Below are 25,133 nucleotides of genomic sequence, written 5' to 3' on the forward strand. Positions count from 1 at the left end.
GCGAGACTAGAAAAATATGCTGCGCATCGTTTCCCTGCAGTTGATCGCAACGGTAGTTGCCGGCCTCGTCGCCGCACTGCTGGGGGGATGGCCTGCGATGTTTTCGGCAGTACTGGGCGGTTTGTGCTGTGTCGTGCCCAACGGAATTATGGCGGTACGCCTGTTTGCCGCATCAACGAAAGTGGGCGGGGCCAACCCCGTCGCATTTTTCATCTGGGAATTTATAAAGATTGCAATGACCCTGGCGCTCCTGGGAGCGACGGCGTGGCTGTACCGCGATCTGAACTGGCTGGCCCTGCTGGGCGGGTTCATCGTGGCACTGAAGAGTTACATATTCTTATTATTTAGGCATTGACAATGGCGACTCCAACCGTAGAAGGCGCAGCACACCACGCGCCCACCGCTTCAGAATACATCAAGCACCACCTGGGCCACCTGTCGAACGGTCACCAGAATGGCCCGGTCGATTTTTCGGTCGTCAACCTGGACACCATTTTCTGGTCGATCGCCATGGGTGTGCTCGGCAGCCTGATCATGTGGATGGCCGCGCGCCGCGCCACCTCGGGCGTCCCGGGCCGCTTCCAGGCCGCCGTCGAGCTGCTGGTGGAAATGGTCGAAGACCAGTCGAAGTCCATCGTCCATGGCGATCGCAGCTTCATCGCCCCTGCCGCGCTGACCGTGTTCGTCTGGGTCGCCCTGATGAACTCGCTGGACTTCCTGCCGGTCGACCTGTTCTCGGCGGCCTTCGCGGCGCTGGGCGTCGAGCACCTGTTCCCGTATCACCGCGTGGTCCCGACCGCCGACCTGAACGGCACCATCGGCATCTCGCTGGGCGTGCTGGCCCTGATGATTTACTACGGCATCAAGATCAAGGGCCTGGGCGGCTGGATCCACGAATTGTTCGCAGCCCCGTTCGGCATCTACATGGCGCCGTTCAACCTGCTCCTGAACATCATCGAATACGCAGCAAAAATGGTGTCGCTCGGTATGCGACTGTTCGGCAACATGTTTGCCGGTGAGCTGCTGTTCCTCTTGATCGCACTGCTGGGCTCGACTGCGACCGTCTTTGGCGTCGTCGGCCACGTAATTGCTGGTTCCATCTGGGCGATCTTCCACATCCTGATCGTGTTCCTGCAGGCATTCATCTTCATGATGCTGACGCTGGTGTATCTCGGTCAGGCCCATGAAGGCCACTGATCGGCGCCGCAAGCATCGAACAAGATAGTGGTTGTAACGAAGTTGTAGTTTTTAATCTAGTTTTTAAATTAACTTTTTGGAGTAATCATGACTGACGTTTCTTTTGTTGCACTGGCTTGCGGTTTGATCATCGGCCTCGGCGCTATCGGCGCATGTATCGGTATCGCAATCATGGGCGGTAAGTACCTCGAAGCTTCGGCACGTCAGCCTGAACTGATGAACACCCTGCAGACCAAGATGTTCCTGCTGGCTGGCCTGATCGACGCGGCATTCCTGATCGGTGTTGGTATCGCAATGCTGTTCGCATTCGCCAACCCGTTCACCGCGGTCTAAGACCCAGCGGTTTGACGTCCTGAATGGCCGAACCAGTTCCTGGTTCGGCATCCGTGTTTCTGTAAGAGGGAAAATACCGTGAACCTTAATGCAACCCTGTTTGCACAGTTCGCTGTCTTCTTCATCCTGGCGCTGTTCACCATGAAGTTCGTGTGGCCGCCGCTGATGAAAGCGCTCGACGAGCGCGCACAGAGGATCGCGAATGGTCTGGCCGCCGCCGACCGCGGCAAGGCCGACCTGGCCGCCGCCGAAAAGCGCGTGCAGACCGAACTGGCTGGCGCCCGTGACGAAGTCCAGAAGCGCATTGCCGACGCCGAAAAGCGTGCCGCAGCCATCATCGAAGAAGCCAAGCGTACCGCCTCCGAGGAAGCAGCCCGTATCGTCGCTGCCGCCAAGGCCGATGCCGAGCAGCAAGTGACCCGTGCCCGCGAAGAACTGCGCGGCCAGGTGGCGACCCTCGCCGTCCAGGGCGCCGAGCAGATCCTGAAGCGCGAAGTGAACGCAGCGGCTCACGCCGACCTGCTGTCGAAACTGTCGACCGAGCTCTGATCATGGCTGAACTCGCAACCGTCGCCCGCCCTTACGCCGAAGCGCTGTTCCGTGTTGCCCAGTCGGGCGACATGGCTGCCTGGTCGGCCGTCACTGCCGAGTTGGGCCAAGTTGGCGCCAATCCGGACGTGCAGGCTTTCGCCGCCAACCCGAAGGTCACCGCTGCCCAGCTGGCCGACGCGATTGCGTCCCTGGTCAAGTCGCCGCTGAACGCTGAAGCGAAGAACTTTATCGCGATGCTGGCCGAAAACGGCCGCGTCAACCTGCTGCCCGAAATCGCCGCCCAGTTCGCGGCACTGAAGAACGCCAACGAAGGCGCCGCCGATGCGCACATCGTCAGCGCCTTCGAGCTCTCGGGCGACCAGCTGGCCCAGCTGGTCGCTACGCTGGAAAAGAAATTTGGCCGCAAGCTGAACCCGTCGGTGACCGTTGATCCTACGCTGATCGGTGGTGTGCGCGTGGTCGTCGGCGACGAAGTGCTCGATACCTCGGTACGCGCCAAGCTGCAACAGATGCATGTTGCGCTGGTGTCGTAATCAGGAATCTGACAGCACTCGCCGGCCCCGCGCCCTTGCCCTACGCATCAAAAACATTTGGAGTTAGCACTCATGCAACTTAATTCTTCTGAAATCAGCGAACTGATCAAGAGCCGCATCCAGGGTCTGGAAGGTTCGGCTGAAGTTCGCAATCAAGGCACGGTGATCTCCGTTGCCGACGGTATCTGCCGCATCCATGGCCTGTCGGACGTGATGCAGGGCGAGATGCTGGAATTCCCGGGCAACACCTTCGGCCTGGCGATGAACCTCGAGCGCGACTCGGTCGGCGCCGTCATCTTGGGCGCCTACGAGCACATCTCCGAAGGCGACACCGTCAAGACCACCGGCCGCATCCTGGAAGTGCCGATCGGTCCGGAACTGCGTGGCCGCGTGGTTAACGCACTGGGCCAGCCGATCGACGGCAAGGGCCCGGTCAACGCACAGCTGACCGCCCCGATCGAAAAGATCGCGCCGGGCGTCATCGCGCGTGAATCCGTCTCGCAGCCAATGCAGACCGGCATCAAGTCGATCGACGCGATGGTACCGATCGGCCGTGGCCAGCGTGAGCTGATCATTGGCGACCGCCAGACCGGTAAATCGGCTGTCGCTGTCGACGCGATCATCAACCAGAAGGGCCAGGGCGTCACCTGCGTGTACGTCGCAATCGGCCAGAAGGCATCGACCATCAAGAACATCGTCCGCTCGCTGGAACAGCATGGCGCGATGGAGTACACCATCGTGGTCGCCGCTTCCGCTTCGGAATCGGCAGCGATGCAGTACATCTCGGCCTACTCGGGCTGCGCGATGGGCGAATACTTCCGCGACCGCGGCGAAGACGCGCTGATCGTGTACGACGACCTGTCGAAGCAGGCTGTCGCTTACCGCCAGATCTCCCTGCTGCTGCGCCGTCCGCCGGGCCGCGAAGCGTATCCGGGCGACGTGTTCTACCTGCACAGCCGTCTGCTCGAGCGCGCAGCACGCGTGAACGCCGACTACGTCGAGAAGTTCACCAACGGCGCCGTGACCGGCAAGACCGGCTCGCTGACCGCACTGCCGATCATCGAAACCCAGGCAGGCGACGTCTCGGCCTTCGTGCCGACCAACGTGATTTCGATTACCGACGGCCAGATCTTCCTGGAGACCTCGCTGTTCAACGCCGGTATCCGTCCTGCGATCAACGCCGGTATCTCGGTGTCGCGCGTCGGTGGCGCAGCCCAGACCAAAGTCATCAAGGGCCTGTCGGGCGGTATCCGTACCGACCTGGCGCAGTACCGTGAACTGGCTGCGTTCGCGCAGTTCGCATCGGACCTGGACGAGTCGACCCGCAAGCAGCTGGACCGCGGCGCCCGCGTGACCGAGCTGCTGAAGCAGCCGCAGTTCTCGCCGCTGTCGACCTCGCTGATGGCCGCATCGCTGTTCGCCGTCAACAAAGGCTACCTGGACGACATCGAAGTCAAGAAAGTGCTGCCGTTCGAGCACGGTCTGCACAACTTCCTGAAGTCGAGCCACGCTTCCCTGCTGTCGAAGATCGACGAAACCAAGCAACTGGACAAGGACGGCGAAGCTGCGCTGTCGGCTGCCATTGCTGATTTCAAGAAATCCGGCGCATTTTAATCTCGGGCCGGCGCTGCCTTGAAGGCGGCGCCGGCGCGTGGAAGGAGTAAGGACTCATGGCAGTAGGCAAAGAGATTCGTGGCAAGATCAAGAGCGTAGAGAATACGAAGAAGATCACCAAGGCGATGGAAATGGTCGCCGCATCGAAAATGCGCAAGGCGCAGGATCGCATGCGCGCCGCCCGTCCCTACAGTGACAAGGTTCGTACCATCACCGCCAACCTTGCCGGCGCAAACCCGGAATATACGCACCCGTTCATGGCGCAAGCCAAGCACGTGCAGGCGAAGGCCGTGGGTTTCATCGTCGTCACGACCGACAAGGGTCTGTGCGGCGGCATGAACACCAACGTGCTGCGCCAGGTGACGCTGAAGGCGCGCGAGATGGAGCAGGCGGGTAACACCGTCGAGGCGGTTGCCATCGGCAACAAGGGCCTGGGCTTCCTGAACCGCATGGGCATGAAGGTCGTGTCGCAAGCGACCCAGCTCGGCGATACGCCGCACCTGGACAAGCTGATCGGACCGGTCAAAGTGATGCTGGACGCGTACCAGGAAGGCAAGCTCGACGCTGTCTACCTGTGCTACACCAAGTTCATCAACACGATGAAGCAGGAACCGATGGTCGAGCAGCTGCTCCCGCTGCCGGCAAAGCACCTGGAAAAAGACGCCGGCGGTATCAGCTGGGACTACATCTACGAACCGGAAGCGCAAGTCGTCATCGACGAGCTGCTGGTGCGTTACGTCGAAGCGCTGGTGTACCAGGCCGTGGCCGAAAACCTGGCGTCCGAGCAATCGGCACGCATGGTGGCGATGAAGGCCGCAAGCGACAACGCCGGTAGTGTCATCAGCGACCTGAAGCTGGTCTACAACAAGACCCGCCAGGCAGCGATTACCAAAGAACTCTCCGAGATCGTTTCCGGCGCAGCAGCCGTCTAAGTAAGCGCTTTGGGGAAAGAGTTAAGCGAGCAAAGCGAGCGGTACTCTGCCCCCAACCGATCAAAGTCAAAAAGAATTTAACTATATCTGAAGGAACGAAAATGGCTGATGGCAAAATCGTTCAGTGTATCGGCGCCGTGGTCGACGTGGAATTCCCGCGTAACGCCATGCCGAAAGTGTACGACGCACTGAAAATGGAAGGTTCGGAACTGACCCTGGAAGTCCAGCAGCAGCTGGGCGACGGCGTGGTCCGTACCATTGCACTGGGCAGCTCGGAAGGCCTGCGCCGCGGCATGATCATCCAGAACACCGGCAACCCGATCATGGTTCCGGTCGGCACCCCGACCCTGGGCCGCATCATGGACGTGCTGGGCAACCCGATCGACGAATGCGGTCCGGTCAGCCACGAGCGCATGGCATCGATCCACCGCGATGCGCCTGCCTACGACGAGCTGTCGCCGTCGACCGACCTGCTGGAAACCGGCATCAAGGTCATCGACCTGGTCTGCCCGTTCGCCAAAGGCGGTAAGGTCGGCCTGTTCGGCGGCGCCGGCGTCGGCAAGACCGTCAACATGATGGAACTGATCAACAACATCGCGAAGGCGCACTCGGGTCTGTCCGTGTTCGCCGGCGTGGGTGAGCGTACCCGTGAAGGTAACGACTTCTACCACGAGATGGCGGACGCCAAGGTCGTCGACCTGGAAAACCCGACCAACTCGAAAGTGGCGATGGTCTACGGCCAGATGAACGAACCGCCGGGCAACCGTCTGCGCGTCGCGCTGACCGGCCTGACCATGGCGGAAGCCTTCCGTGACGAAGGCAAGGACGTTCTGTTCTTTGTGGATAACATCTACCGCTACACCCTGGCCGGTACCGAAGTGTCGGCACTGCTGGGCCGTATGCCGTCGGCGGTGGGCTATCAGCCGACCCTGGCCGAAGAAATGGGCCGCCTGCAAGAGCGTATTACCTCGACCAAGACCGGTTCGATCACCTCGATCCAGGCCGTGTACGTCCCTGCGGATGACTTGACCGACCCGTCGCCTGCAACCACCTTCGCCCACCTGGACTCGACCGTCGTTCTGTCGCGTGACATCGCTTCGCTGGGTATCTACCCGGCAGTGGATCCGCTGGACTCGACCTCGCGCCAGCTGGACCCGCTGGTCGTCGGTGAAGAGCACTACAACACCGCGCGCGCCGTGCAGGGCACCCTGCAGCGCTACAAGGAACTGCGCGACATCATCGCGATTCTGGGCATGGACGAACTGGCGCCGGAAGACAAGCTGGTCGTCGCACGCGCTCGTAAGATGCAGCGTTTCCTGTCGCAGCCGTTCCACGTCGCTGAAGTGTTCACCGGCTCGCCGGGCAAGTACGTTTCGCTGAAAGACACGATCAAGGGCTTCAAGATGATCGCGTCGGGCGAACTGGACCACCTGCCGGAACAGGCCTTCTACATGGTCGGCACCATCGAGGAAGCAATCGAGAAAGCCAAGAAGCTGGCTGCCTAAAGAAATTTCGGAGAACCGTCGCGAGCGGCGGCAGTTTTGGGTGAGAAGCGCAGCTGTACGCTAGTACAGCGAGCATCGCCACCCAAAACGGCAACGCGCAGCAGGTTATCCGAGATTTCTGCAGCTGACTTCTTAAACTGAAGGAAAGACATGGCAAACACTATTCAAGTGGACGTGGTCTCGGCCGAAGAGCAGATCTTCTCCGGCCTGGCCGAATTCGTCGCGTTGCCGGGTGAATCGGGCGAGCTGGGTATCTACCCGAAGCACACCCCGCTGATCACGCGCATCAGGCCGGGTGCTGTGCGAATCCAGGTGGCCGGCGGTGGCGAAGAGTTCGTCTTCGTCGCCGGCGGTATCCTCGAAGTGCAGCCGAACGGCGTGACCGTGCTGGCCGACACCGCGATCCGCGGTGGCGACCTGGACGAAGCGAAGGCACTGGAAGCCAAGAAGCAGGCTGAAGAGCTGATGCTGAACAAGGAATCGAAGATCGACTACGCGAAAGCCCAGGCCGAAATGGCCGCGGCGATCGCGCAGCTGGCAGCGATCCAGAAGCTGCGTTCGAAGGGCCGTTAAGCCGCTTCGTGCAGCAGCACAGAAAGGCAGCCTTCGGGCTGCCTTTTTTACTGGCAAGTCCGATCGCTGCGATACCTGTGCACTGTTACCCGGCGCACCGTGGCTGCGGCGGATTCGGGCTTAGTATGGCCTGGTGCCCGCTTGGCACAGACACCAATGAGTCAGCCATGGGCATTCCACCACACCGCGAAGAACACGCCGCGCCGCAGGAAGCGTCGTTCGGCCGCACCCTGTACCGCTTCCTGTTCTTCGACTGGCTGTTCCGCGACGTGAACGCGGCGCGCGATTTGTATGAGCGGCATGCGGTGCGCCAGCATAACCAGCGCATGAGCCGTTACCTGCCGCTGTACATGCGGCGCTGGTCGGTGCTGGCGGCTTGCGATTTCACCCTGGGGATCTTGTTCGAGCGGGTGATGCAGGCGACGGTGTTGTCGGCGTGGTTCTTTACCTGGTCGTGTGTGACGGTGACGGGGATCGTCATCATTACGGTGATGTGGTTGTTTTTGGCGTCGGCCCGGATGCCTTGAGATTTCACTGGAAAGTAAGTGCTAACTTAATGCGGCGAACCTGGGTCCCCGCCTTCGCGGGGATAACGTGCGGCGGGTGCCGACCCGCGATTGTTGAAGTGGCCCGCAAACTAAAACAACGTCATCCCCGCGAAGGCGGGGACCCAGTTCCGCAGCGCAGTGAGATGCATGCTTGCACCACTTCACTGCGAGGCCCGTGCCTGCTCCCCCGCCAGCCACAAGGCCACCTTGTGCCGGAAATAATCCTCCTTCACATACCGGTACAGATTCGCCCCCGGACACACGGTTTTGTCCGAATAATCCCGATGACTGCGAATATCATCCAGCGACACCCCGTACTTCTTCGCCAGCATCGCCATCACCTCCACCACCGCATCCAGCTGCCGCCGGTTCGGCTCCACTTCCTCGAAATTACCCACCACCTCGATCAAGGCATGCCCCGCCGGGTCGTACTCGGTATTGGTATCGCCCGCGAACTCGATCGGCCGTGCCGCATACACCTTGCCGTCGAGGTCGATCACATAGTGATAGGGGATGTCGAGCCAGCCTTTGCTGGCGCGCGACCAGGACTGCAGGCGGCGCAGGTAGGCCTGCGGGTCGGTCCCGGGAAGGAAGGGCTCGCCCTGGTGGTGCAGGGTAATCCGGGTGATGGTGTGGCGGCGCGCCTTCGAGGAGTCCACCGGGCTGCCACCCCAAGTCTCCACGGGCACGATGGCGCGTTCGACCTCCGCCAGCGCTTGCTGGGCGTGGACAGGGGAAGCCGCAAGCAGGGCGGCGGCAAGGCAGAGAAGGGCAGGGAGGCGCATGGGAGGGCTTGGAAAGGATGGAAACCGCATCTTTCCACGTTTGCACGCGCCACGCCAGCCGTGATGCAAACCTGATAAGCTAACAGCGAATCTTGAACTACTCACACTCACCATGCGAAGCATCCCCCAGATCCTCAAGGACAGCAAGACCATCGCCATCGTCGGCCTGTCGAACAAGCCCGACCGCGCCAGCCATGGCGTCGCCGAATACCTGAAAAACGCCGGCTACCAGATCATTCCGGTCAACCCGAGCTATGCCGGCCAGACCATCCTCGACGAGACTGTGCACGCCACCCTGCAGGAAGCCGCCGACGCCCTGGCGGCCAGCGGCCAGCGCATCGACATCGTCGACTGCTTCCGCAAGTCCGAGGACATCCCGCCGATCGCGCGCGACGCCATCGCGGTGCGCGCCGGCTGCCTGTGGATGCAGCTCGACATCGAGAACCAGGCGGCCGCCGACCTGGCCCGCGCCGCCGGACTGGACGTGGTCATGAACCACTGCATCAAGATCGAACACCGCACTCTGAACGCCTGACCATGACCAAGCTCGCCCCGCTCTCCCTGGCCTTCGCGGCCGCCATCCTCAGCCAGCCGGTGCCGGCGCAGCAGGCCGCCAGCGCCCCGCAAGCCGCACGGCCCATGAGCTGCCCGGCCATCCTCAAGCACAACTTCAAGCGCCTGCAGGACGAGGCGCCGCAGGACCTGTGCCAGTACGCCGGCAAGGTGGTCCTGGTGGTGAACACGGCCAGCTACTGCGGCTACACCAAGCAGTATGAAGGCCTGGAAAAGATCTACGCCAAATACGGCGGCCGCGGCCTGGTGGTGCTGGGCTTCCCGTCGAACGACTTCGGCAAGCAGGAGCCGGGCTCCGCGAAGGAGATCGCCGACTTCTGCTTCAACACCTACGGCGTCAAGTTCCCGATGTTCGCCAAGAGTGTGGTCTCCGGGGCGCAAGCCAATCCGCTGCACGCGGAGCTGGCCAAGATCACCGGCAAGGAACCGAAGTGGAACTTCACCAAATACCTGATCGGCCGTGACGGCAAGGTGATCGAGCACTTCCCGAGCAAGGTGACGCCGGAAGATCCGCAAGTGGTCGGCAAGATCGAGCAAGCGCTCAATATGTAAGCTCTATAACCACACTGCTGATGTGGTTATTTTGATCTGCATCAATGTTTTTTTTGCGTCGCATCAATAAGCTTACCTACGTCCTTATGACATGACGAAAGGTAAGAAAAACATGAGCACGACGACGAAAACCTTGATGGCTGTCCTGATCGCCGTGGCTGCCTCCCAGGCCATGGGACAGGAATCACCATGGCTGCTGCGCGCCCGCGCCGTTCATCTCGATCCGGTGGACCATTCCAGCCCGCTTGGCGGCACGGGTGCCGCAGACCGCATTGGCGTCAGCAGCAAGACCATCCCCGAGATCGACATCAGCTACTTCTTCGCACCGCAACTCGCCGCCGAGCTGGTGCTGACGTATCCACAGAAGCACAAGGTCTATCTCGATGGCGCCCGCATCGGTTCGTTCCGCCACCTGCCGCCGACCCTGAGCCTCCAGTATCACTTCCTGCCCGCCGCCAGCTTCCGACCCTATGTCGGGATGGGCGTGAACTACACCCGCATCTCAAGCGTGAAGCTGCTTGACGGCGCCGGCGGCCTGGAGAAGGACAGCTGGGGCGCATCGGTGCAGGCGGGATTCGACTACCGCCTGGACGAGCGCTGGTCGCTGAACGTGGACGTGAAGAAGATCACGATTCGCAGCGACGTCTTCGTGGGCGGCTCGATGGCCAGCCGGGCCAAGATCGATCCGGTGCTGTTCGGAATCGGCGCCGGATACCGCTTCTAGGGCGGAATCAAGCGCCGCCGGCGATCACGGCCCGCATCGGGCCGCGCAAGGCATTGCACACGACCAGGTCGTCGGCTTGCGCCAGCATCGCGCGCGTGATCACGCGCTCGCTGGCATGCCAGGCCGGCGCCGCCAGCATCACGCCGCGCATCACGCCCGGCAGCACGCCCGAGGACAGCGGCGGCGTGTACCAGACGTCTCCGAAGCGCACGAACACATTGCTGCGCCCCCCTTCGGTCAGCTCGTCCCGCTCGTTAAAGAACAGCATGTCGAAGGCGCCCCGTACCTCGGCCGCTTTCCAGGCCGCGTCGTAGCGGCCGCGGATGCTGGTCTTGTGGCGCAGGAAGACGTCGTTCGAACTAGTTGGTTCTGGCGCCAGCAGGACCGTGACCGGCTCGTGCAGCTCCGTCATCGCGCCTGATTGCAGCTGCAAGCCCTGTGCATGCGAATTCGACAGGCGCAGGCGGTACAACTGCCCATGCGGCAGCGCCAGGCAGGCGTCCACCAGCATGCGCCGCGCCGCGTCGCGGTCGAAGGGCAGGGCGAAACATGCGCACGAGCCTTCGATGCGGTCCAGGTGCTGCTCCAGGTGGCGCGGTCCGTCGTCCCAGGACGCGCGCAGGGTCTCGAAGACCTCGAAGTCGTTGTGCAGGCCGGTCAGGAAGCGCGCCTTCAGCTGGCATTCGGCGAATTCCGATTGCGGGTCGCTGTCGTAGACGATGCCCGCGCCGACACCGAGTTCTCCGCGCCGCACGCCGTTCTCTTGCGGCTGCAGGGCCAGCGTGCGGATCGGCACCGACAGGCAGAAGTCGCCGAAAGGGCGGCCGTCCGCGGGCGGATCGAACCAGCCGATCGAACCCGTATAGATGCCGCGCGCATCCGGCTCCAGCTCGTGGATGATTTCCATCGTGCGCCGCTTGGGCGCGCCGGTGATCGAGCCGCAGGGGTAGAGCGCGGCGAAGATGTCCTGCAGGCCGGCGTCCTCGCGCAGGCGCGCCTGCACCGTGGACGTCATCTGCAGCACCGCGCCGTAGCGCTTCACGTCGAACAGCGCGGGCACCTGCACGCTGCCGGTCTGCGCCACCCGTCCCAGGTCGTTGCGCAGCAGGTCGACGATCATCAGGTTCTCGGCGCGGTTCTTGGTGTCTTGCGCCAGCGCCTTGCCGCGCGCCTCGTCGACGGCATCGTCGCCGCTGGCCGGCGCCGTGCCTTTCATGGGCCGCGCGAGCAAGGTGCCGGCCTGGTGGCGCACGAACAGCTCGGGCGAGAAGGACAGCAGGGCGCCGCCGTCGGGCAGGGACACCAGGGCGCCGTAAGGCACCGGCTGGCGTGCACGCAGGCGTGCGTACAGGCCGAACAGCGGCCCGAAGGCTTCGAAGCGCAGGCGGTAGGTGTAGTTGACCTGGTAGGTGTCGCCGGCGGCGATGTAGTCGCGGATACGATTGATCGCATCGGTGAACGCGGCTTCGTCGACGTTGGCATGGATGCCGGCCACGCCGGCCGCGCCGCTCGACCCTGCGCCGGCGCTGCGGGTGGCGAGCCAGGCTTCGACCTGGGGCGCCGTCATGCGTTCGCACTGGGTGAACAGCAGCACCTGGGCCAGGGGGCCGGCGAGCGGCCTGGCGGGCAGGCCTTGCAGATGCGCGCCCAGCTCATAGCTCAGGAGCGGCACGGCGTACAGGCCGCGTTGTAGCGCCTCCTGGAGCGCGTCCAGCAGTTGCGGCCACTCCGAGCCCTGATCGCAGCGCAAGGTGCCTGCATGGCCGTTATACAGCCGCGAGCCCGCCTCCTGGGTGGCGGAGGCGTCGTCCAGCAGCGCGAAGACTTCCGGCGTATCCATTCAGGCGGCAAGCAGCAGCGACAGCTGCAAGGCCGTGCCTTCGGCCGGGTTCTGCTTGAAGCCGCTCTTGGCGAAGCGGTGCCAGCGGCCGGTGACGTAGCTGACCAGCAGGCTGGCGCGCGCGGCGACGTCGGCTTCGGTACCGTGGCCCTGGGTCACGGCCACGCGCAGCGCCTGCTTGCAGGCCAGTTCGATCTTGTCGTAGAACTGGTTCATGCGCAGCTGCAGGCGCTCGTCCTCGCCCACCAGCGCGTCGCCGATCAGCACGCGCGTCATGCCCGGGTTGCTGGCGGCGAAACCGAGCAGCATCTGCAGGATGGCCTGGGCCTGCTCCACGCCGCCTTCCTCGCGCTCGCTGATCTGGTTGATCAGGCCGAACACGGTCGACTCGATGAACTCGATCAGGCCTTCGTACATCTGGGCCTTGCTGGCGAAGTGGCGGTACAGCGCGGCCTCGGACACCGACAGGCGCGCCGCCAGCGCCGCCGTGGTGATCCTTTCGCCTTTCGGCTGCTCGAGCATCGAGGCCAGGGCCTGGAGGATTTGCAGCTTGCGCTGGCCTGGCTTCGTGCTTGCCATGGTAGTCCTAATGAATGGTGGTCGTGATTAGCGCAGCCGGTGCAGGCGTGCGGGAAGTTGCCGCACGGATTTTACTTTGACATCGACGTAACCGGGGCGTTTCAGGGTCCGCGGCACCGGCGCCTTTCGCGGCCCGGCGCGCCCAACCGGATCGCTCATGCGCAGGTATTGCGTCACCCAGACCGTGCGCAGGCCGAGCTGGCTGGCGCTTTTCAGGTTGGCCAGCGTGTCCTCGACCAGCACGCAGCGGCGCGCGGCGACGTTATGCCGGCGCAGCAGGCGGCGCAGCATCAGCTTGGAGGGCTTGGGACGCAGCTGGCCGTGCACGTGCATGTCTTCGATCGCGATGTGCTGGCTGAAGTGATTGTGCAGCTTCAGGCGGCGCACGATCTCGGTGGAGTAGCGCGTGGGCGCGTTCGTCAGCAGGATCTTGCGGCCCGGCAGGCGGTGCAGCAGGCGCGCCAGGCCGCGCTCGGCGCGCATCATGCGGTCCAGCGGGCCGATGTCGTGGGTCTCGTGCAAAAAGTCGGCGGCGCGTACCTTGTGGTGGCGGATCATGCCGAGCAGGGTGGCGCCGTAGCGCTTCCAGTAGCCCAGGCGCGCGGCATCGACGGCGGCCTGGTTGGCGGGCATGCCGTTCTCGCCCAGTACGCGGGCGATATAGATGTTCATGTTGGCGCTGATCGCCGGGAAGATGGCGTACGAGGCGTCGTGCAGCGTATTGTCCAGGTCAAACAGCCAGACCGGCGCGCGGAAAGTCGAAGTAGCCACGGTTATGCATGAAGCAAAATGGTTGCAACATGCGATTATAGCCATCCGGACGCGACTGCGCAGCGGAGCTCGACGATGGGGAGGGGGAGAGAATGGTGCCCTTGACGTGGATTGAACACGTGGCCTCTCCCTTACCAAGGGAGTGCTCTACCACTGAGCTACAAGGGCGGGTAGAGTCGCGGTGGGCAGTGCCCGCCGTGACGAACATTTGAGGCAGTTACCTGCCGCGAATGTTTTAGTGCGACCGGATCATAGTGCCAAAAGCCTGTTCCGTCAAGACTTCCAGCAACAAACTGTGTTCGATACGGCCGTCGATGATGTGCACGGTATTGACGCCCGACTTCGCCGCATCCAGCGCCGACGAGATCTTCGGCAGCATGCCGCCCGAGATCGTACCGTCCGCGAACATCTCGTCGATCTCGCGTGCCGACAGGTCGGTGACCAGCTTGCCGTTCTTGTCCTGCACGCCGGCGATGTTGGTCATCATGATCAGCTTTTCGGCTTTCAGGATCTCGGCGATCTTGCCGGCGACGACGTCGGCATTGATGTTGTAGGCCTGGCCGTCCTGGCCGAAACCGATCGGCGAGATGATCGGGATGAAGGCGTCGTCCTGCAGCGCCTTGACCACCGCCGGGTTGATGGCGTCGATCTCGCCCACGAAACCGATGTCGAGGAACTCGCCCGGCTTGTCCCGGTCTGGCATCGCCATGCGGCGTGCGCGGATCAGGCCGCCGTCCTTGCCGGTCAGGCCCACTGCCTGGCCGCCGTAGTGGTTAATCAGCATCACGATGTCCTGCTGGACTTCGCCGCCCAGCACCCACTCGACCACTTCCATGGTCTCTTCGTCGGTGATGCGCATGCCCTGCACGAAGGTGCCCTGCTTGCCGATCTTCTTGAGCGCGTTGTCGATCTGCGGACCGCCGCCGTGCACCACCACCGGGTTCATGCCGACCAGCTTGAGCAGGATGACGTCGCGCGCGAAGCCGTGCTTCAGGCGCTCGTCGGTCATGGCGTTGCCGCCGTATTTGATGACGATGGTCTTGCCGTGGAAGTTACGAATATACGGAAGCGCCTCGGCCAGGATCTGCGCCTTGATCTGAGGCGAGACCTTGGTGAGGTCGCTGGTCTGTTCTTCGGTCGTCAGGCTGGTCAGATGAGCGTTCATGGAGGGTCCGAAAATAATGTCGCGAGATTTTACAGGCAAACGCCGTGCAATTAGCGTAAAACTTGTGCAGATTATAGGGCGTCTTGTTGTATTTTATGGCAGGTCGCACCGAGGGCTCGCCACCGTGAAATCACATCTTTATAAACCGTTAACTTCTTCAAGCGCCTCAGGGGCACACCGATGAGCGTCTGCACGCGTTGCGGCGCCATCTTCGGCTGCGCCATGGCGGACGGCGCGGCCGAGCCCTGCTGGTGCACCGCGCTGCCGCCGGCAGTGCCCGTGCCCCAGGAAGCCATCGGCTGCTGGTGTCCGGCCTGCCTGCGCGCGCACATCGAGGCGGCCGCGCGGGCGCGCGTCCAGCCGGCCGCCTAGCGCCGCGTGCGGAAGAAGCGCAGCATCTCGCGGCTTGCGTCCGGCCCCCTGCCGTCGGTATAGCTGCCCAGCGCGTTCCCGCCGAACCAGGCGTGACCGGCGCCGTGCACCACCCAGTGCTCCGCATGCACGGTGCCGTCGTCGTGGCGGTGCACGGTGCGGGTATAGGCGTGGCCGTCCGGCACCCGTCCCGGTTCCACCGCCGGGCGTCGCCGCAGTGGGCGCGCCACCTGCGCCACCAGCTCCTCGCCATTGGACGGATGCACGGTGGTGTCCTGGTCGCCGTGGAACACGATGATGGGCAGCGCGCTGCCGGGCGCCTCGGCGCGCCGGAAGTCGCCCTTCATCGCCGCCATCGCCGACGACAGGTCATTGGCCGAGGCGAAGGGTAGGCCGGAATGCACGCCGACCGCCGCGTACAGGTCCGGATACAAGGTGCCCATGATGGTCGCCATCGCCCCGCCCGCCGACAGCCCGGCCACATAGACCTGGCCGGCGTCGACCGCGTGGCGCGCCATGACGGTGTTGGTCATGCCGGCGATGATCGAGGGTTCGCCCTGGCCGCGCTGCTGGTCGACCGCGTTGAACCAGTTCCAGCAGCGCGAAGGATTCGCCCCTTTGCTCTGCGCCGGGTAGAGCACCAGGAAGGCCATCTCCTCGGCCAGCGCATTCATGCCGGTGCCCTTGGCGAAATCCTCCGGGTCCTGGGTACAGCCGTGCAGCATCACCAGCAGCGGCACGGGATCGCCCGTGTAGCTGCTCGGCACGTACAGCTTGTAGTCGCGGCTGCCGGCCTCGTTGGTATAGCTGCCGTCGACGAACTTGCCCGGCAGCGTGGCGCTTCCGGTAAACGGCAGATCCTTCAATGCCGGCATCGCCGGCATCACCACCGCCATGTCGCGCATGGCCGCGCGCTGTATCGCCGTGGCGTTCTTCATCGCTTCCTGGATCACGGCCCCTGTTCCTGCCGGTCCCTTGCGCATCAAGGTGCGAGTCGCGGCGCGCACCTGGGCAAGCAATTTCCTGTTCAGTTTCATGTGCTCTCCTTGTGCGGTGCATGAGATCAATCTCGGCCCACTCGCTTACACGAACCTTGCAGGCGTTGTCGAACGGCCCCTTTCAGGATGCGCACAGTGCTGGCGCTTGCGTTACTCTACGGACATGAAACCTAGCTTCCAACCTGGCCATTGCTTCGAATGGCAGTACACCGTGCCGGCACGCGCCACCGTGCCTGAGCTTTACCACGATACCTTGTTTTGCCGGGAGATGCCGGACGTGTTGGCCACGGGCTACCTGGTTGGCATGATGGAACTTGCCTGCTTGCACGGGATGATGGACTTCGTGGACTGGCCGCGTGAGCAGAGTCTGGGCACCATGGTCAACTTTCGTCATCTGGCGCCGACGCCGCCGGGCATGAGGCTGACGATCCGCGGTGAGGTGCTGGAAGTGGAGGGGCGGCGGGTGCTGTTCCGGGTCGAGGCCTGGGACGACGTGGAGAAGGTGTGCGAAGGGACGCATGAGCGCTGCCTGATCGATACTGGGCGCTTTGTGGACAAGATGACGCGCAAGCAGGATGTCTATCGTGAATCAACGCATGGCACCGCACGACACAAGTAATAGCGAGAGGCTTCCTGGATCGGATGAGTTAAGGCCCTGCTACGTTCCTCTCAATCGTTGCCAAGTAGTGAAACGCCTGTTTCTCATTTGACAGATAAATTTCCTTGTCATGTTCCGCGGTAGTAGCGATCGCTGCGCTGAAGCACTCAAGTATGGCTCCCCAAAATTTTGGCGTCCACGGCGCAGCATCGATTTGTAGAAATTTTCCACCGGCCTCAAGTATTCGTGCACCAAACCCGATTTCGAGTGCCTTGAGCTGGCGGACATAGTTGGCATATTCCGGAATAATTTTCCTTTCCGCCGTTTTCCGTGCTGCTTCCACTTCGGTTTTATCGCCTGATGACAAGCGTTGTTCCAGGTCATCAGTGAGTTGGTAGAGGTACTGGCGGTACCCATCCTTCGCTTGATTCACACTTTCGCGCAAATCAAGAATCTGGTTTGCGTCGAGAGTAGCCAACATCGGAATGCGGGCTGCGACGATGGCTTGGTTGAGAAAGCCAGACAAACGCGCAGTCGACTTGTCGTTTGGATTTGATATAAACAGTTCCGGATGGGTTTTCTTGGCATCGAGCCGATGGAGCGCGAGGATCAAGGATTCGAGTTGGCTCACGCCTCGCTCAAAGCGGCTCGCTTCCTTTGGCAAACGCATGTGCCAGTCGGCATAATCCGTTAGCGAGATTGTGTCGTTATCGCCAAGCAGTCCTGCAAGAATCTCGAAAGGCGGCATGATCTTCAGGATGCCGGCATCAAAAAGGGGCTGCCAAACGCCACACGCGGCCGCGTACCGGTCTCGCGCTGCTTGCAAATTCGGTATTTCATAGTTCGCACCAGCTATTTGGCGAAAAACGGAGGCGAGATTTTTTGTTCCACGTGGCGACAGGTCGCACGGATGAGGAAGCCATATCTGGTCATAGAAGACCGTCAACGACGCCATCTCGTCCTTGGTAGGGATGAGGCGTGACGAATATCCGATGGCCAAGACGTTGTGTGCTGGTGACGCTCGCTCATCAATCGCGGGAAGGTGTCCGACTACGTTCGGTGAGGCCAGGCGGGCGAGGGTTGCATCATGGGCGGCCTTCTTGTCGACGGGGTCGAGACCCAGATAATCGGCGCATTGCTCGCAGATGAACCACGGCTCAGTCCCATATTGCTGCCGAAAAATTCCTATTATGCGGCTGAGTGGAACGCCTGCTTGTTCGGCCTCGCCATCTTTGTCAAACAAGCGCCGAGCCGTACTTTCGGCGAAGATGTATCGATGTGATAGCAGAAATCCATCGAGGTATCGAAAGGTGTGAGTTTCGCCGAACAAGGCGTGGTGCGTATCACACCCAGAAATCAGTATCGCTTTTTGCCTAGTCATTTTTTGCTCCCTGACCATGCCGCCGCTGCAATTATGCAAGCACCGTGCTGAAGCCGTCCGCAACACGAAGTGTGATTCGACCAAGTTAAGTTAACATAGATTAGCTTGTGGATGGTGTGGGTTTTACCTGACGCGATTTTCTTCGCCATGCTGAGAAGGACTACTGCTGGCAGAGCATGCTGAAGCAGCCAGGCTGTTGAACGAGCGTCCACGAAAAACGCTCAGCGACGAAGTTCCAGCATTGCCTGGCCAACGATCAGATGGCAGCATCCCTGGCGACGCAGTTCCGGATTGTCAGTAAGGCCACGTGGCATGACTTGTTCATGGTGCGTAACACCATCGCCTCGGAGAAGATAAATGAGCACCGAAGTCGAAGCGCTCAAGCAGTTCTATGCCGCAATCAATCGCAACGACATGCAAGCCATCAGCAAGGACTTCGATCCCGACATCCTGCGCATTGAACCGCCGGGTTTTCCAACCGCAGGCACCTATCGCGGCATCGAGGCAGTGCGCGAGCACGTCAGGGCAGGGCGCGAAACCTGGGCCGAGGGGAGCTGCGATCCCGAGGCGTTTTTCGCCAAGGGAGACAAGGTCGTCGTCTTCGCTTATGCATGGGTTCGCTTGAAAGACGCCACCGACTGGATCGGCGGACGATTCGCCGATGGGTTTGTGTTTCATGACGGGCTGATTGTCGAATACCGTACGTTTGTCGAACGCGATGAAGCGCTTGGTTGGGCCGGCATCGACAAGCCGGCGCCGAACCGAGTCGCTCGCAAGCGGTCACTCAGCAAGGTGCACCGCTAGGAACAGCCTTCCACGTAATCCACAGCAGGTTTCAGACCAGCACGCACGCGCTTCGGCTTGTTCTTGCTGGTTTCAAAGATCAACGCCTTGCTTGTCCCCTTACGCAGGATGATGTACTTGCCGTCAGCCTCATACTTGTGCGGTTCGACGCGCGCATGCGGATGGTGGCGCAGCACTTCCTCGACCTGCATGGCCGAGGTGACGCCCGCGCTGTTGCGTACGATGGTCTTCGCATCGGCGCGCACGATGCGCCCTTGTTCGACCATGAAGCTCACGCGCGGATAGCGCTTGAAGCGCACGATCGCGCACTCGCTGGTGCGCGGCCGGGGCGTGGCGCGCTGGCCGACGCGCTTTTCCGCCGTGGCGAGACGGTCGCCGAAGCGCACCTTGCCGTAGCCGTCGGGGCTGAGGGTCTGGGCGAAAGCGGTGCAGCTGGCGCCGAGCAGGATGGCGGCGAGGAGGAAGCGTGATGGCATCGTGGTCCTTGGTATTCGCATGCAGGCCAGTATAGTGGCGGACTCGCCCACGCGGCGTCCCCCAGCCGAACGCGCGATAATGCGGGTCCCGGTTTCATTTTTATTTCCTGCACATGAACCAAGAACTGCCCACGCCGATTCCTTCGCCCTGCATCAACGTGTGCCAGATGGCGCCCGACACCGGCTTGTGCCGCGGCTGCCTGCGCACCATCGACGAGATCGTCGCCTGGGGCACGGCCAGCGACGACTATAAGCGCGCGGTGTGGGCCGAGATCCGCCGCCGCGAAGCCGAGATCCAGTGGGATTGATTCCTCCCTGCATCCGCGTCCTGGAGCGCGGCTGGCTCTCGTCCAACAGCGTGCTCCTGCTTGGGCCCGATGACACGGCGCTGATCGACAGCGGCTATGCGACCCATGCCGAACAGACCCTGGCACTGGTACGCACCGGCCTGGCCGGCCGTCCGCTCGACCTGCTGCTGAACACCCACCTGCATTCCGACCATTGCGGCGGCAATGCGCTGCTGCGCGCCGCGCTGGGCTGCCGGGTCGCCATTCCTGCGGCCGACGCCCCCAAGGTCGCCACCTGGGACGAGGACGCGCTCAGCTTCCGCGCCACCGGCCAGCAATGCCCGCGCTTCGCCTTCGACGCTATCCTGGCGCCGGGCGACAGCCTGGTGCTGGGCGGCCTGCACTGGAACGTGCTGGCCGCCCCGGGTCACGATCCGCATGCGCTGCTGTTTTTCTGTGCAGCGGAAGGCGTGCTGGTCGCTGGCGACGCGCTGTGGGAAGATGGCTTCGGCGTGATCTTTCCTGAGCTGGCGGGCGAACCGGGCTTCGCGGAGGTGGGCGCCACCCTGGACCTGATCGCGGGCCTGGATGCGCGCGTGGTGATCCCCGGCCACGGTGCGGCCTTTACCGATGTGGCGGGCGCGCTGGCGCGGGCCAGGGCCCGGCTGGACTACCTGAGCGCCGACCCCCTGCGCAACGCCCGCAATGCGGTCAAGGTGCTGCTCAAGTTCCTGCTGCTGGAGCGCGGAGCGATCGCGCTGGCGGAGCTGCCGGCGCTGCTGGCCTCGATTCCGCTGGTCGAGCGTGTCGGGCGGGAACAGTTCGGCATGTCGCCCGTTGAATTGACCCGCTGGGCTGTCGAGGCGCTGGTGCGCGCCGAGGCGGCGTCTGTGGACAAGGACACGCTGCGCGACGTTTAGAATCAAAAATCTAGCACGATCGTTCTTTTTTCGGGGCATAATGCCCGGACCGATCCGATCAACCGCCATCCGAGAGCCATCCCATGACGATGCCCCCCGTGCTGCAAAACCTGTCCCTTCCCGTCATCGCGTCGCCGATGTTCATCGCCAGCGGTCCCGCGCTGGTGGCGGCCCAGTGCAAGGCCGGCATCGTCGGCTCCTTCCCGGCGCTGAATGCCCGTCCGGCCGAGCTGCTCGACACCTGGCTGACCGATCTGCAGCGCGAGCTGGCCGACTACCAGGAAGCGAACCCGGAGGCCAAGGTGGGCCCAATCGCGGTCAACCAGATCGTGCACCAGTCGAACGACCGCCTCGCGCATGACGTCGAAGTCTGCGTCAAGCACCAGGTGCCGATCATCATCTCCTCGCTGCGCGCGCCGCCGAAGGAAATGCTGGACGCCGTGCACAGCTACGGCGGCATCGTGCTGCACGACGTGGTGTCGATCCGCCACGCCGAGAAGGCGCTGGAGGCGGGCGTGGACGGCCTGATCCTGGTCGCGGCCGGCGCCGGTGGCCATGCGGGCGCCTTGTCGCCGTTCGCGCTGGTGGGCGAGGTGCGCAAGTTCTTCAACGGCCCGGTGGCGCTGTCGGGTTCGATCGCGACCGGCGATGCGATCCTGGCCGCCCAGGCCATGGGCGCGGACTTCGCGTACATCGGTTCGCGCTGGCTGGCGACCAAGGAATCCAACGTTACCGACGAATACCGCGAGGCGATCGTCACCTCGAGCGCGGCGGATGTGGTGTACACCAATCTGTTCACCGGGGTGCACGGCAACTACCTCAAGAAATCGATCGAGGCGGCGGGGCTGGATCCGGACAACCTGCCGGAATCGGACAAGAGCAAGATGAGCTTCGGTTCGGGCAGCGCCAAGGCCTGGCGCGATATCTGGGGCGCGGGGCAGGGCGTGGGCCTGATGCATGACGTGCCGACCGTGGCGGAGATGGTGGAGCGCTTGAAGCAGGAATATGCGGCGGCGCGCAGGCGGCTGGCGCTATAAGCTGTTCGTTGCGGGTTGATTGCACCCGCGGCTCGTAAACGTCATCCCCGCCTGCGCGGGGATGACGGTTTTTAGGCTGGTGGTATTAACCCGGCTGCTTCAAATCTTCCTGCCGAATAATCCACAGACCCGGCAGATTCCTCCAGTACCCATACACATCCATCCCGAACCCGACCACGAAGTCGTTCGGCACCGTCAGCCCCACCAGGTCGGCCTGGATCGGCTTCTTGCGACCCAAATCCTTGTCGGCGAACACTGCCACGATCACCTCGGCCGCGCCCATGTCGAGCAGGCGCTGCTTTACATGGGCCAGGGTCTCGCCCTCGTCCAGGATGTCGTCGACCACCACGATCGTGCGTCCGGCCACGTTCTGGCGCGGGATCACCTTCCACACGATCTGGCCGCCGCGGTCTTCGTCACCGTAGCGGCTGACGTGGATGTAGTCGAACTCGAGCGGGAAGTCGAGCTGGGGCAGCAGGTTGCCGGTGAATACCACCGCGCCACCCATCACGCCCAGCACCAGCGGAAACGCGGGGTCGCCCGCCTTGCCGAAGCGTTCGTTGAGGCGGTCGGCGACGTGCCGCACCGCGGCCTGGACTTGTTCCGGCGTGACGATTTCGCGGGCATTGGCCAACAGCGCACGCGCGCGCTCGTCATGGAACTCTGGCAGAGGAATTTCTTGCATGGTCATACGGGTCTAGTGGTGGCCGGGCCATTATGCGCCAAGCCCGGCATAGGCGGCGTTCCGCTTGGAACAGGGAAGAGCGGCTAACAAAACCTCCATGGCTGCGTTGCGTCGTCTCGCCGTACAGCCGTACTGTCTTCGACTCCGCGCCTTGGCCTGAAGATTTTGTTAGCCGCTCAAAGGGGCTCAGGCAGCGTCGTTAATCTCACGCTGCAGCTTGCGCGTCAGCTTGGCAAACACCAGTTCGTAGGAACGGCGCAGCAGCGCGGCACCCTCGGCGTCGTCCAAGGCCGCTTCGCCGTTCACGTGCACCCACTTGGCGCGCGCCAGGTAGGGCGCCGGGATGATGCCCGGACGGTCGGTCAGTTCGAGAAAACGGTCGTCCTCGACCTTGAAGCTGATGCCCTCGGCGGGCGAGCTGGCGTTGGTGGCGGCGAACATCTTGCCGCCGACCGAGAACACGATGTCGTGGTCCCATTTGATGTCTTCGGTACAGCCGGGAAAAGTCCGGCATACGTCCTTGGCCGCTTCGAAATCCATGTGCGTCTCCTCGCTGCCGGCGTGTGTGGCCGGTCTTGTCTGTCATGAAGCGCCATCTTACCGCCTCCCGGGCGCGTCTCCCGATTTCGATGTCGTGACGCAATAATCCGCCGCGCCACATCCCGGCATTGCGGCGTATCATACGTGGCTTGGAAAACAAAACACATGCCATCTATGTCGACCCCTGAGACCCACCGCGCCCGCGACGAACGGCTGGCCCAACTGCGCGGCGCCATGGCGCGCCACGGCATCGACGCCTATATCGTCCCGTCGAGCGATCCGCACCTCTCGGAATACCTGCCCGGCCACTGGAAAGGCCGCGAATGGCTGTCCGGCTTCACCGGCTCGGTCGGCACCTTCATCGCCACCGCGCACTTCGCCGGCGTCTGGACCGACGGCCGCTACTGGACCCAGGCCGAGACCGAACTCGGCGGCTCGGAAATCCAGCTGATGAAGATCCCCGGCGCGGCGAGCCAGATGCACATCGACTGGGTGGCGGCCAATGTGCACGCGGGCGGCACGGTGGCGGTAGACGCGCGCGTGCTCGGCCTGGCCGGTGCGCGCCTGCTGCGCGAGGCGCTGGATGCGCGCGGGGTCACGCTGCGCACGGATGTCGACCTGCTCGACGAGGTCTGGAGCGAGCGCCCGGCGCTGCCGCTCGACCCGGTGTTCGAGCACCTGCCGCCCTATGCGGTGGTCACGCGGCTTGAGAAGCTGGCCGCGACCCGCGCCGCAATGGAGGCGCATGGCGCCGGCTTCCACTTCATCTCGACCCTGGACGACATCGCCTACCTGTTCAACCTGCGCGGCAGCGATGTCAGCTTCAACCCGGTATTCCTGGCGCATGCCCTGATCGGCCGCGCCGACGCCACCCTGTTCGTCGGCGAAGGCAAGGTGCCGCACGAGCTGCGCGCGCGCCTCGAGCATGACGGCGTGCACCTGGCGCCCTATGCCAACGCGGCGCATGCCCTGGCTGCGCTGCCGGACGGCGCCACCCTGCTGGTCGACCCGCGCCGCGTGACGGCCGGCATGCGCGACGCCGTGGCGCAGGGCGTGCGCGTGCTGGAGGCGGTCAACCCGACCACCTTCGCCAAGTCGCGCAAGGAGGAAGGCGAAGCGGCCAACGTGCGCGCCGCGATGGAACAAGATGGCGCGGCGCTGTGCGAGTTCTTCTCCTGGCTCGAGCCGCTGCTGGCCAACCCCAGCCGCCAGCCCTTGAACGAAGTCGATATCGACACCCACATCACGCAGGCGCGTGCGCGCCGGCCGAATTTCATCAGCCCGAGCTTCTCGACCATCGCCGGTTTCAATGCCAACGGCGCGATCATGCACTACCGCGCCGCGCTCGATTCCTGCGCGGTCATCGAAGGCGACGGCCTGCTGCTGATCGACTCGGGCGGCCAGTACCTGGGCGGCACCACCGACATCACCCGCGTGATCCCGGTCGGCGCGCCGTCCGAAGCGCAGAAGCGCGACTACACCCTGGTATTGAAAGGCCTGATCAACCTGTCCTCGACCCGCTTCCCGCGCGGCACCCGCTCGCCGATGCTGGACGCGATCGCGCGCGCCCCGATCTGGGCCGCCGGCATCGACTACGGCCACGGCACCGGCCACGGCGTGGGCTACTTCCTGAACGTACATGAAGGCCCGCAGACGATCTCTCCGGCGGCGCCGCCGGACCCGCACACGGCGATGGAGCCGGGCATGATCACCTCGATCGAGCCGGGCATCTACCGCCCGGGACGCTGGGGCATCCGCATCGAGAACCTGGTGCTCAACCGCCCTCACGAGCGCACCGAGTTCGGCGAGTACCTGGCCTTCGAAACCCTGACCCTGTGCCCGATCGACACCCGCTGCATCGACCGCGACATCCTGCGGCCAGATGAGATCGCGTGGCTCAACGACTACCACGCGACCGTGCGCACGCGCCTGGCGCCGCATGTCGAGGGCGCCGCACGCGACTGGCTGATGCTGCGGACGGAGGCAATCTGATGGCCAGCGGACGTTCCACCCGCGCCAGCTCGGCAGTCGAGCGGCTCAAGAAGCGCACCGGCAACATGGGCTATTCGATGGCGCGCACCGGTGACGGCGCCTTCTTCCTGTCCGAAGCGCCCGGCGCGCCGCCGCTGTGCGCACCGCTCGAGCTGGACGACTTCGTCGCCTTCGTGAACGGACTCGGTCCGCAGGAAGTGAAGCGCATCAGCAAACACGACCTCGCCTTCGAGAAGCAGCTGGTCAAGAAGAAGCCTGAATAGGCCA

The 25,133-nt window shown here is 63.3% G+C and carries 31 protein-coding genes and 1 tRNA gene; 21 read left to right on the forward strand and 11 right to left on the reverse strand.

Features of this window, described 5'->3' with window-relative positions:
• Positions 1-16 precede the first annotated feature (16 nt).
• The 10 genes from V7778_RS00155 (at position 17) to V7778_RS00200 (ending at position 7,766) form a co-directional block, all read left to right on the forward strand.
• On the forward strand, positions 17-355 hold the full coding sequence (locus V7778_RS00155; RefSeq protein WP_335551341.1) for an ATP synthase subunit I: 339 nt from the start codon (positions 17-19) through the stop codon (positions 353-355).
• A gap of 2 nt (positions 356-357) precedes the next feature.
• Positions 358-1,197: a F0F1 ATP synthase subunit A gene (gene atpB / locus V7778_RS00160; RefSeq protein WP_335551342.1), complete on the forward strand. Its 840-nt coding sequence runs from the start codon at positions 358-360 to the stop codon at positions 1,195-1,197.
• A gap of 87 nt (positions 1,198-1,284) precedes the next feature.
• Entirely contained in the window at positions 1,285-1,530 is a 246-nt protein-coding gene (gene atpE / locus V7778_RS00165) for a F0F1 ATP synthase subunit C (protein WP_211521739.1), read from the forward strand.
• Between the two features lie 78 nt (positions 1,531-1,608).
• Positions 1,609-2,079, forward strand: a complete 471-nt coding sequence (locus V7778_RS00170; protein ID WP_335551343.1) for a F0F1 ATP synthase subunit B — start codon at positions 1,609-1,611, stop codon at positions 2,077-2,079.
• Between the two features lie 2 nt (positions 2,080-2,081).
• On the forward strand, positions 2,082-2,615 hold the full coding sequence (locus V7778_RS00175) for a F0F1 ATP synthase subunit delta (RefSeq protein ID WP_335551344.1): 534 nt from the start codon (positions 2,082-2,084) through the stop codon (positions 2,613-2,615).
• Between the two features lie 72 nt (positions 2,616-2,687).
• Entirely contained in the window at positions 2,688-4,229 is a 1,542-nt protein-coding gene (atpA, locus tag V7778_RS00180) for a F0F1 ATP synthase subunit alpha (RefSeq protein WP_335551345.1), read from the forward strand.
• Positions 4,230-4,285: 56 nt separating this feature from the next.
• Complete coding sequence (gene atpG / locus V7778_RS00185) at positions 4,286-5,161, forward strand: F0F1 ATP synthase subunit gamma (protein WP_335551346.1); 876 nt, start codon at positions 4,286-4,288, stop codon at positions 5,159-5,161.
• Between the two features lie 101 nt (positions 5,162-5,262).
• Entirely contained in the window at positions 5,263-6,666 is a 1,404-nt protein-coding gene (gene atpD, locus V7778_RS00190) for a F0F1 ATP synthase subunit beta (RefSeq protein WP_159699287.1), read from the forward strand.
• Positions 6,667-6,816: 150 nt separating this feature from the next.
• A complete protein-coding gene (locus V7778_RS00195) occupies positions 6,817-7,239 on the forward strand; it encodes a F0F1 ATP synthase subunit epsilon (RefSeq protein WP_335551347.1) in 423 nt (140 codons plus the stop codon).
• A 167-nt stretch (positions 7,240-7,406) separates the two neighbouring features.
• Positions 7,407-7,766, forward strand: coding sequence for a hypothetical protein (locus V7778_RS00200; RefSeq protein ID WP_335551348.1), 360 nt, complete (start codon positions 7,407-7,409; stop codon positions 7,764-7,766).
• Between the two features lie 182 nt (positions 7,767-7,948).
• On the opposite strand, the gene V7778_RS00205 is transcribed toward V7778_RS00200, so the two are convergent.
• Positions 7,949-8,572: a peptidoglycan recognition protein family protein gene (locus V7778_RS00205; RefSeq protein ID WP_335551349.1), complete on the reverse strand. Its 624-nt coding sequence runs from the start codon at positions 8,570-8,572 to the stop codon at positions 7,949-7,951.
• Positions 8,573-8,684: 112 nt separating this feature from the next.
• Here V7778_RS00205 and V7778_RS00210 point away from each other — a divergent pair, with 112 nt between their 5' ends.
• The 3 genes from V7778_RS00210 to V7778_RS00220 all read left to right on the forward strand — a co-directional run bounded on the left by V7778_RS00210 (position 8,685) and on the right by V7778_RS00220 (position 10,421).
• Positions 8,685-9,107 (forward strand): CoA-binding protein, encoded by a 423-nt coding sequence (locus tag V7778_RS00210; protein WP_335551350.1) that lies wholly within the window; start codon positions 8,685-8,687, stop codon positions 9,105-9,107.
• Between the two features lie 2 nt (positions 9,108-9,109).
• Positions 9,110-9,697, forward strand: coding sequence for a glutathione peroxidase (locus V7778_RS00215; protein WP_335551351.1), 588 nt, complete (start codon positions 9,110-9,112; stop codon positions 9,695-9,697).
• Between the two features lie 112 nt (positions 9,698-9,809).
• A complete protein-coding gene (locus V7778_RS00220; protein WP_335551352.1) occupies positions 9,810-10,421 on the forward strand; it encodes an OmpW/AlkL family protein in 612 nt (203 codons plus the stop codon).
• Positions 10,422-10,428: 7 nt separating this feature from the next.
• Here the strand turns inward: V7778_RS00220 and pabB are convergent, their stop codons facing one another.
• The 5 genes from pabB to argB form a co-directional block, all read right to left on the reverse strand.
• Positions 10,429-12,261: an aminodeoxychorismate synthase component I gene (gene pabB, locus V7778_RS00225; protein WP_335551353.1), complete on the reverse strand. Its 1,833-nt coding sequence runs from the start codon at positions 12,259-12,261 to the stop codon at positions 10,429-10,431.
• Complete coding sequence (slmA, locus tag V7778_RS00230) at positions 12,262-12,840, reverse strand: nucleoid occlusion factor SlmA (protein ID WP_335551354.1); 579 nt, start codon at positions 12,838-12,840, stop codon at positions 12,262-12,264.
• Between the two features lie 27 nt (positions 12,841-12,867).
• Positions 12,868-13,611, reverse strand: coding sequence for a pyrimidine 5'-nucleotidase (locus V7778_RS00235; RefSeq protein WP_335551355.1), 744 nt, complete (start codon positions 13,609-13,611; stop codon positions 12,868-12,870).
• 93 nt (positions 13,612-13,704) lie between these two features.
• A tRNA-Thr gene (locus V7778_RS00240) sits at positions 13,705-13,779 on the reverse strand.
• A 67-nt stretch (positions 13,780-13,846) separates the two neighbouring features.
• Positions 13,847-14,776 carry an acetylglutamate kinase gene (gene argB / locus V7778_RS00245; protein WP_335551356.1) on the reverse strand — a complete coding sequence of 310 codons (930 nt, stop codon included), beginning with the start codon at positions 14,774-14,776 and terminating at the stop codon, positions 13,847-13,849.
• 180 nt (positions 14,777-14,956) lie between these two features.
• Here argB and V7778_RS00250 point away from each other — a divergent pair, with 180 nt between their 5' ends.
• Positions 14,957-15,148, forward strand: a complete 192-nt coding sequence (locus V7778_RS00250; RefSeq protein WP_335551357.1) for a cysteine-rich CWC family protein — start codon at positions 14,957-14,959, stop codon at positions 15,146-15,148.
• Here V7778_RS00250 and V7778_RS00255 read toward each other — a convergent pair.
• The gene (locus V7778_RS00255; RefSeq protein WP_335551358.1) at positions 15,145-16,185 is read right to left on the reverse strand and encodes an extracellular catalytic domain type 1 short-chain-length polyhydroxyalkanoate depolymerase; all 1,041 of its coding nucleotides are present in this window, start codon (positions 16,183-16,185) and stop codon (positions 15,145-15,147) included. The genes V7778_RS00250 and V7778_RS00255 overlap by 4 nt on opposite strands.
• Positions 16,186-16,309: 124 nt before the next feature.
• Here V7778_RS00255 and V7778_RS00260 point away from each other — a divergent pair, with 124 nt between their 5' ends.
• On the forward strand, positions 16,310-16,765 hold the full coding sequence (locus tag V7778_RS00260; RefSeq protein ID WP_335551359.1) for a thioesterase family protein: 456 nt from the start codon (positions 16,310-16,312) through the stop codon (positions 16,763-16,765).
• Between the two features lie 28 nt (positions 16,766-16,793).
• Here the strand turns inward: V7778_RS00260 and V7778_RS00265 are convergent, their stop codons facing one another.
• Entirely contained in the window at positions 16,794-18,125 is a 1,332-nt protein-coding gene (locus tag V7778_RS00265) for a hypothetical protein (RefSeq protein ID WP_335551360.1), read from the reverse strand.
• 357 nt (positions 18,126-18,482) lie between these two features.
• On the opposite strand from V7778_RS00265, the gene V7778_RS00270 reads away from it, so the two are divergent.
• A complete protein-coding gene (locus V7778_RS00270; protein WP_335551361.1) occupies positions 18,483-18,929 on the forward strand; it encodes a nuclear transport factor 2 family protein in 447 nt (148 codons plus the stop codon).
• On the opposite strand, the gene V7778_RS00275 is transcribed toward V7778_RS00270, so the two are convergent.
• Complete coding sequence (locus tag V7778_RS00275; protein WP_335551362.1) at positions 18,926-19,405, reverse strand: hypothetical protein; 480 nt, start codon at positions 19,403-19,405, stop codon at positions 18,926-18,928. The genes V7778_RS00270 and V7778_RS00275 overlap by 4 nt on opposite strands.
• 113 nt (positions 19,406-19,518) lie before the next feature.
• On the opposite strand from V7778_RS00275, the gene V7778_RS00280 reads away from it, so the two are divergent.
• The 3 genes from V7778_RS00280 (at position 19,519) to V7778_RS00290 (ending at position 21,649) form a co-directional block, all read left to right on the forward strand.
• Positions 19,519-19,713 (forward strand): DUF1289 domain-containing protein, encoded by a 195-nt coding sequence (locus V7778_RS00280; protein ID WP_335551363.1) that lies wholly within the window; start codon positions 19,519-19,521, stop codon positions 19,711-19,713.
• Positions 19,704-20,612: an MBL fold metallo-hydrolase gene (locus V7778_RS00285; protein ID WP_335551364.1), complete on the forward strand. Its 909-nt coding sequence runs from the start codon at positions 19,704-19,706 to the stop codon at positions 20,610-20,612. The genes V7778_RS00280 and V7778_RS00285 overlap by 10 nt, the downstream gene beginning before the upstream one ends.
• Before the next feature lie 83 nt (positions 20,613-20,695).
• On the forward strand, positions 20,696-21,649 hold the full coding sequence (locus V7778_RS00290) for an NAD(P)H-dependent flavin oxidoreductase (RefSeq protein ID WP_335551365.1): 954 nt from the start codon (positions 20,696-20,698) through the stop codon (positions 21,647-21,649).
• Positions 21,650-21,734: 85 nt separating this feature from the next.
• On the opposite strand, the gene V7778_RS00295 is transcribed toward V7778_RS00290, so the two are convergent.
• Positions 21,735-22,319 (reverse strand): hypoxanthine-guanine phosphoribosyltransferase, encoded by a 585-nt coding sequence (locus V7778_RS00295; RefSeq protein ID WP_211521742.1) that lies wholly within the window; start codon positions 22,317-22,319, stop codon positions 21,735-21,737.
• A 201-nt stretch (positions 22,320-22,520) separates the two neighbouring features.
• Positions 22,521-22,874 carry an MmcQ/YjbR family DNA-binding protein gene (locus V7778_RS00300; protein ID WP_335551366.1) on the reverse strand — a complete coding sequence of 118 codons (354 nt, stop codon included), beginning with the start codon at positions 22,872-22,874 and terminating at the stop codon, positions 22,521-22,523.
• Between the two features lie 174 nt (positions 22,875-23,048).
• On the opposite strand from V7778_RS00300, the gene V7778_RS00305 reads away from it, so the two are divergent.
• Both V7778_RS00305 and V7778_RS00310 read left to right on the forward strand, forming a co-directional pair.
• Positions 23,049-24,866 carry an aminopeptidase P family protein gene (locus V7778_RS00305; protein WP_335551526.1) on the forward strand — a complete coding sequence of 606 codons (1,818 nt, stop codon included), beginning with the start codon at positions 23,049-23,051 and terminating at the stop codon, positions 24,864-24,866.
• Positions 24,866-25,129 carry a hypothetical protein gene (locus V7778_RS00310; protein WP_335551367.1) on the forward strand — a complete coding sequence of 88 codons (264 nt, stop codon included), beginning with the start codon at positions 24,866-24,868 and terminating at the stop codon, positions 25,127-25,129. Before V7778_RS00305 ends, V7778_RS00310 begins: the two co-directional genes overlap by 1 nt.
• The last annotated feature ends 4 nt before the right edge of the window (positions 25,130-25,133 follow it).

Source organism: Massilia sp. DD77, from assembly GCF_036961685.1.
GTDB lineage: Bacteria > Pseudomonadota > Gammaproteobacteria > Burkholderiales > Burkholderiaceae_D > Telluria.

Excerpts from the sequence above, each read along its gene's own strand:
- V7778_RS00200 (WP_335551348.1), top strand. The coding sequence starts at position 7,407 with ATGGGCATTCCACCACACCGCGAAGAACACGCCGCGCCGCAGGAAGCG.
- V7778_RS00265 (WP_335551360.1), bottom strand. The coding sequence starts at position 18,125 with ATGACTAGGCAAAAAGCGATACTGATTTCTGGGTGTGATACGCACCAC.
- V7778_RS00195 (WP_335551347.1), top strand. The coding sequence starts at position 6,817 with ATGGCAAACACTATTCAAGTGGACGTGGTCTCGGCCGAAGAGCAGATC.
- V7778_RS00275 (WP_335551362.1), bottom strand. The coding sequence starts at position 19,405 with ATGCCATCACGCTTCCTCCTCGCCGCCATCCTGCTCGGCGCCAGCTGC.
- V7778_RS00175 (WP_335551344.1), top strand. The coding sequence starts at position 2,082 with ATGGCTGAACTCGCAACCGTCGCCCGCCCTTACGCCGAAGCGCTGTTC.
- V7778_RS00255 (WP_335551358.1), bottom strand. The coding sequence starts at position 16,185 with ATGAAACTGAACAGGAAATTGCTTGCCCAGGTGCGCGCCGCGACTCGC.
- V7778_RS00280 (WP_335551363.1), top strand. The coding sequence starts at position 19,519 with ATGAACCAAGAACTGCCCACGCCGATTCCTTCGCCCTGCATCAACGTG.
- V7778_RS00210 (WP_335551350.1), top strand. The coding sequence starts at position 8,685 with ATGCGAAGCATCCCCCAGATCCTCAAGGACAGCAAGACCATCGCCATC.
- V7778_RS00155 (WP_335551341.1), top strand. The coding sequence starts at position 17 with ATGCTGCGCATCGTTTCCCTGCAGTTGATCGCAACGGTAGTTGCCGGC.
- V7778_RS00310 (WP_335551367.1), top strand. The coding sequence starts at position 24,866 with ATGGCCAGCGGACGTTCCACCCGCGCCAGCTCGGCAGTCGAGCGGCTC.
- pabB (WP_335551353.1), bottom strand. The coding sequence starts at position 12,261 with ATGGATACGCCGGAAGTCTTCGCGCTGCTGGACGACGCCTCCGCCACC.
- V7778_RS00220 (WP_335551352.1), top strand. The coding sequence starts at position 9,810 with ATGAGCACGACGACGAAAACCTTGATGGCTGTCCTGATCGCCGTGGCT.
- V7778_RS00305 (WP_335551526.1), top strand. The coding sequence starts at position 23,049 with ATGTCGACCCCTGAGACCCACCGCGCCCGCGACGAACGGCTGGCCCAA.
- argB (WP_335551356.1), bottom strand. The coding sequence starts at position 14,776 with ATGAACGCTCATCTGACCAGCCTGACGACCGAAGAACAGACCAGCGAC.
- slmA (WP_335551354.1), bottom strand. The coding sequence starts at position 12,840 with ATGGCAAGCACGAAGCCAGGCCAGCGCAAGCTGCAAATCCTCCAGGCC.
- V7778_RS00215 (WP_335551351.1), top strand. The coding sequence starts at position 9,110 with ATGACCAAGCTCGCCCCGCTCTCCCTGGCCTTCGCGGCCGCCATCCTC.
- V7778_RS00270 (WP_335551361.1), top strand. The coding sequence starts at position 18,483 with ATGAGCACCGAAGTCGAAGCGCTCAAGCAGTTCTATGCCGCAATCAAT.
- atpG (WP_335551346.1), top strand. The coding sequence starts at position 4,286 with ATGGCAGTAGGCAAAGAGATTCGTGGCAAGATCAAGAGCGTAGAGAAT.
- atpE (WP_211521739.1), top strand. The coding sequence starts at position 1,285 with ATGACTGACGTTTCTTTTGTTGCACTGGCTTGCGGTTTGATCATCGGC.
- V7778_RS00260 (WP_335551359.1), top strand. The coding sequence starts at position 16,310 with ATGAAACCTAGCTTCCAACCTGGCCATTGCTTCGAATGGCAGTACACC.
- V7778_RS00205 (WP_335551349.1), bottom strand. The coding sequence starts at position 8,572 with ATGCGCCTCCCTGCCCTTCTCTGCCTTGCCGCCGCCCTGCTTGCGGCT.
- atpB (WP_335551342.1), top strand. The coding sequence starts at position 358 with ATGGCGACTCCAACCGTAGAAGGCGCAGCACACCACGCGCCCACCGCT.
- atpD (WP_159699287.1), top strand. The coding sequence starts at position 5,263 with ATGGCTGATGGCAAAATCGTTCAGTGTATCGGCGCCGTGGTCGACGTG.
- V7778_RS00290 (WP_335551365.1), top strand. The coding sequence starts at position 20,696 with ATGACGATGCCCCCCGTGCTGCAAAACCTGTCCCTTCCCGTCATCGCG.
- V7778_RS00300 (WP_335551366.1), bottom strand. The coding sequence starts at position 22,874 with ATGGATTTCGAAGCGGCCAAGGACGTATGCCGGACTTTTCCCGGCTGT.
- atpA (WP_335551345.1), top strand. The coding sequence starts at position 2,688 with ATGCAACTTAATTCTTCTGAAATCAGCGAACTGATCAAGAGCCGCATC.
- V7778_RS00250 (WP_335551357.1), top strand. The coding sequence starts at position 14,957 with ATGAGCGTCTGCACGCGTTGCGGCGCCATCTTCGGCTGCGCCATGGCG.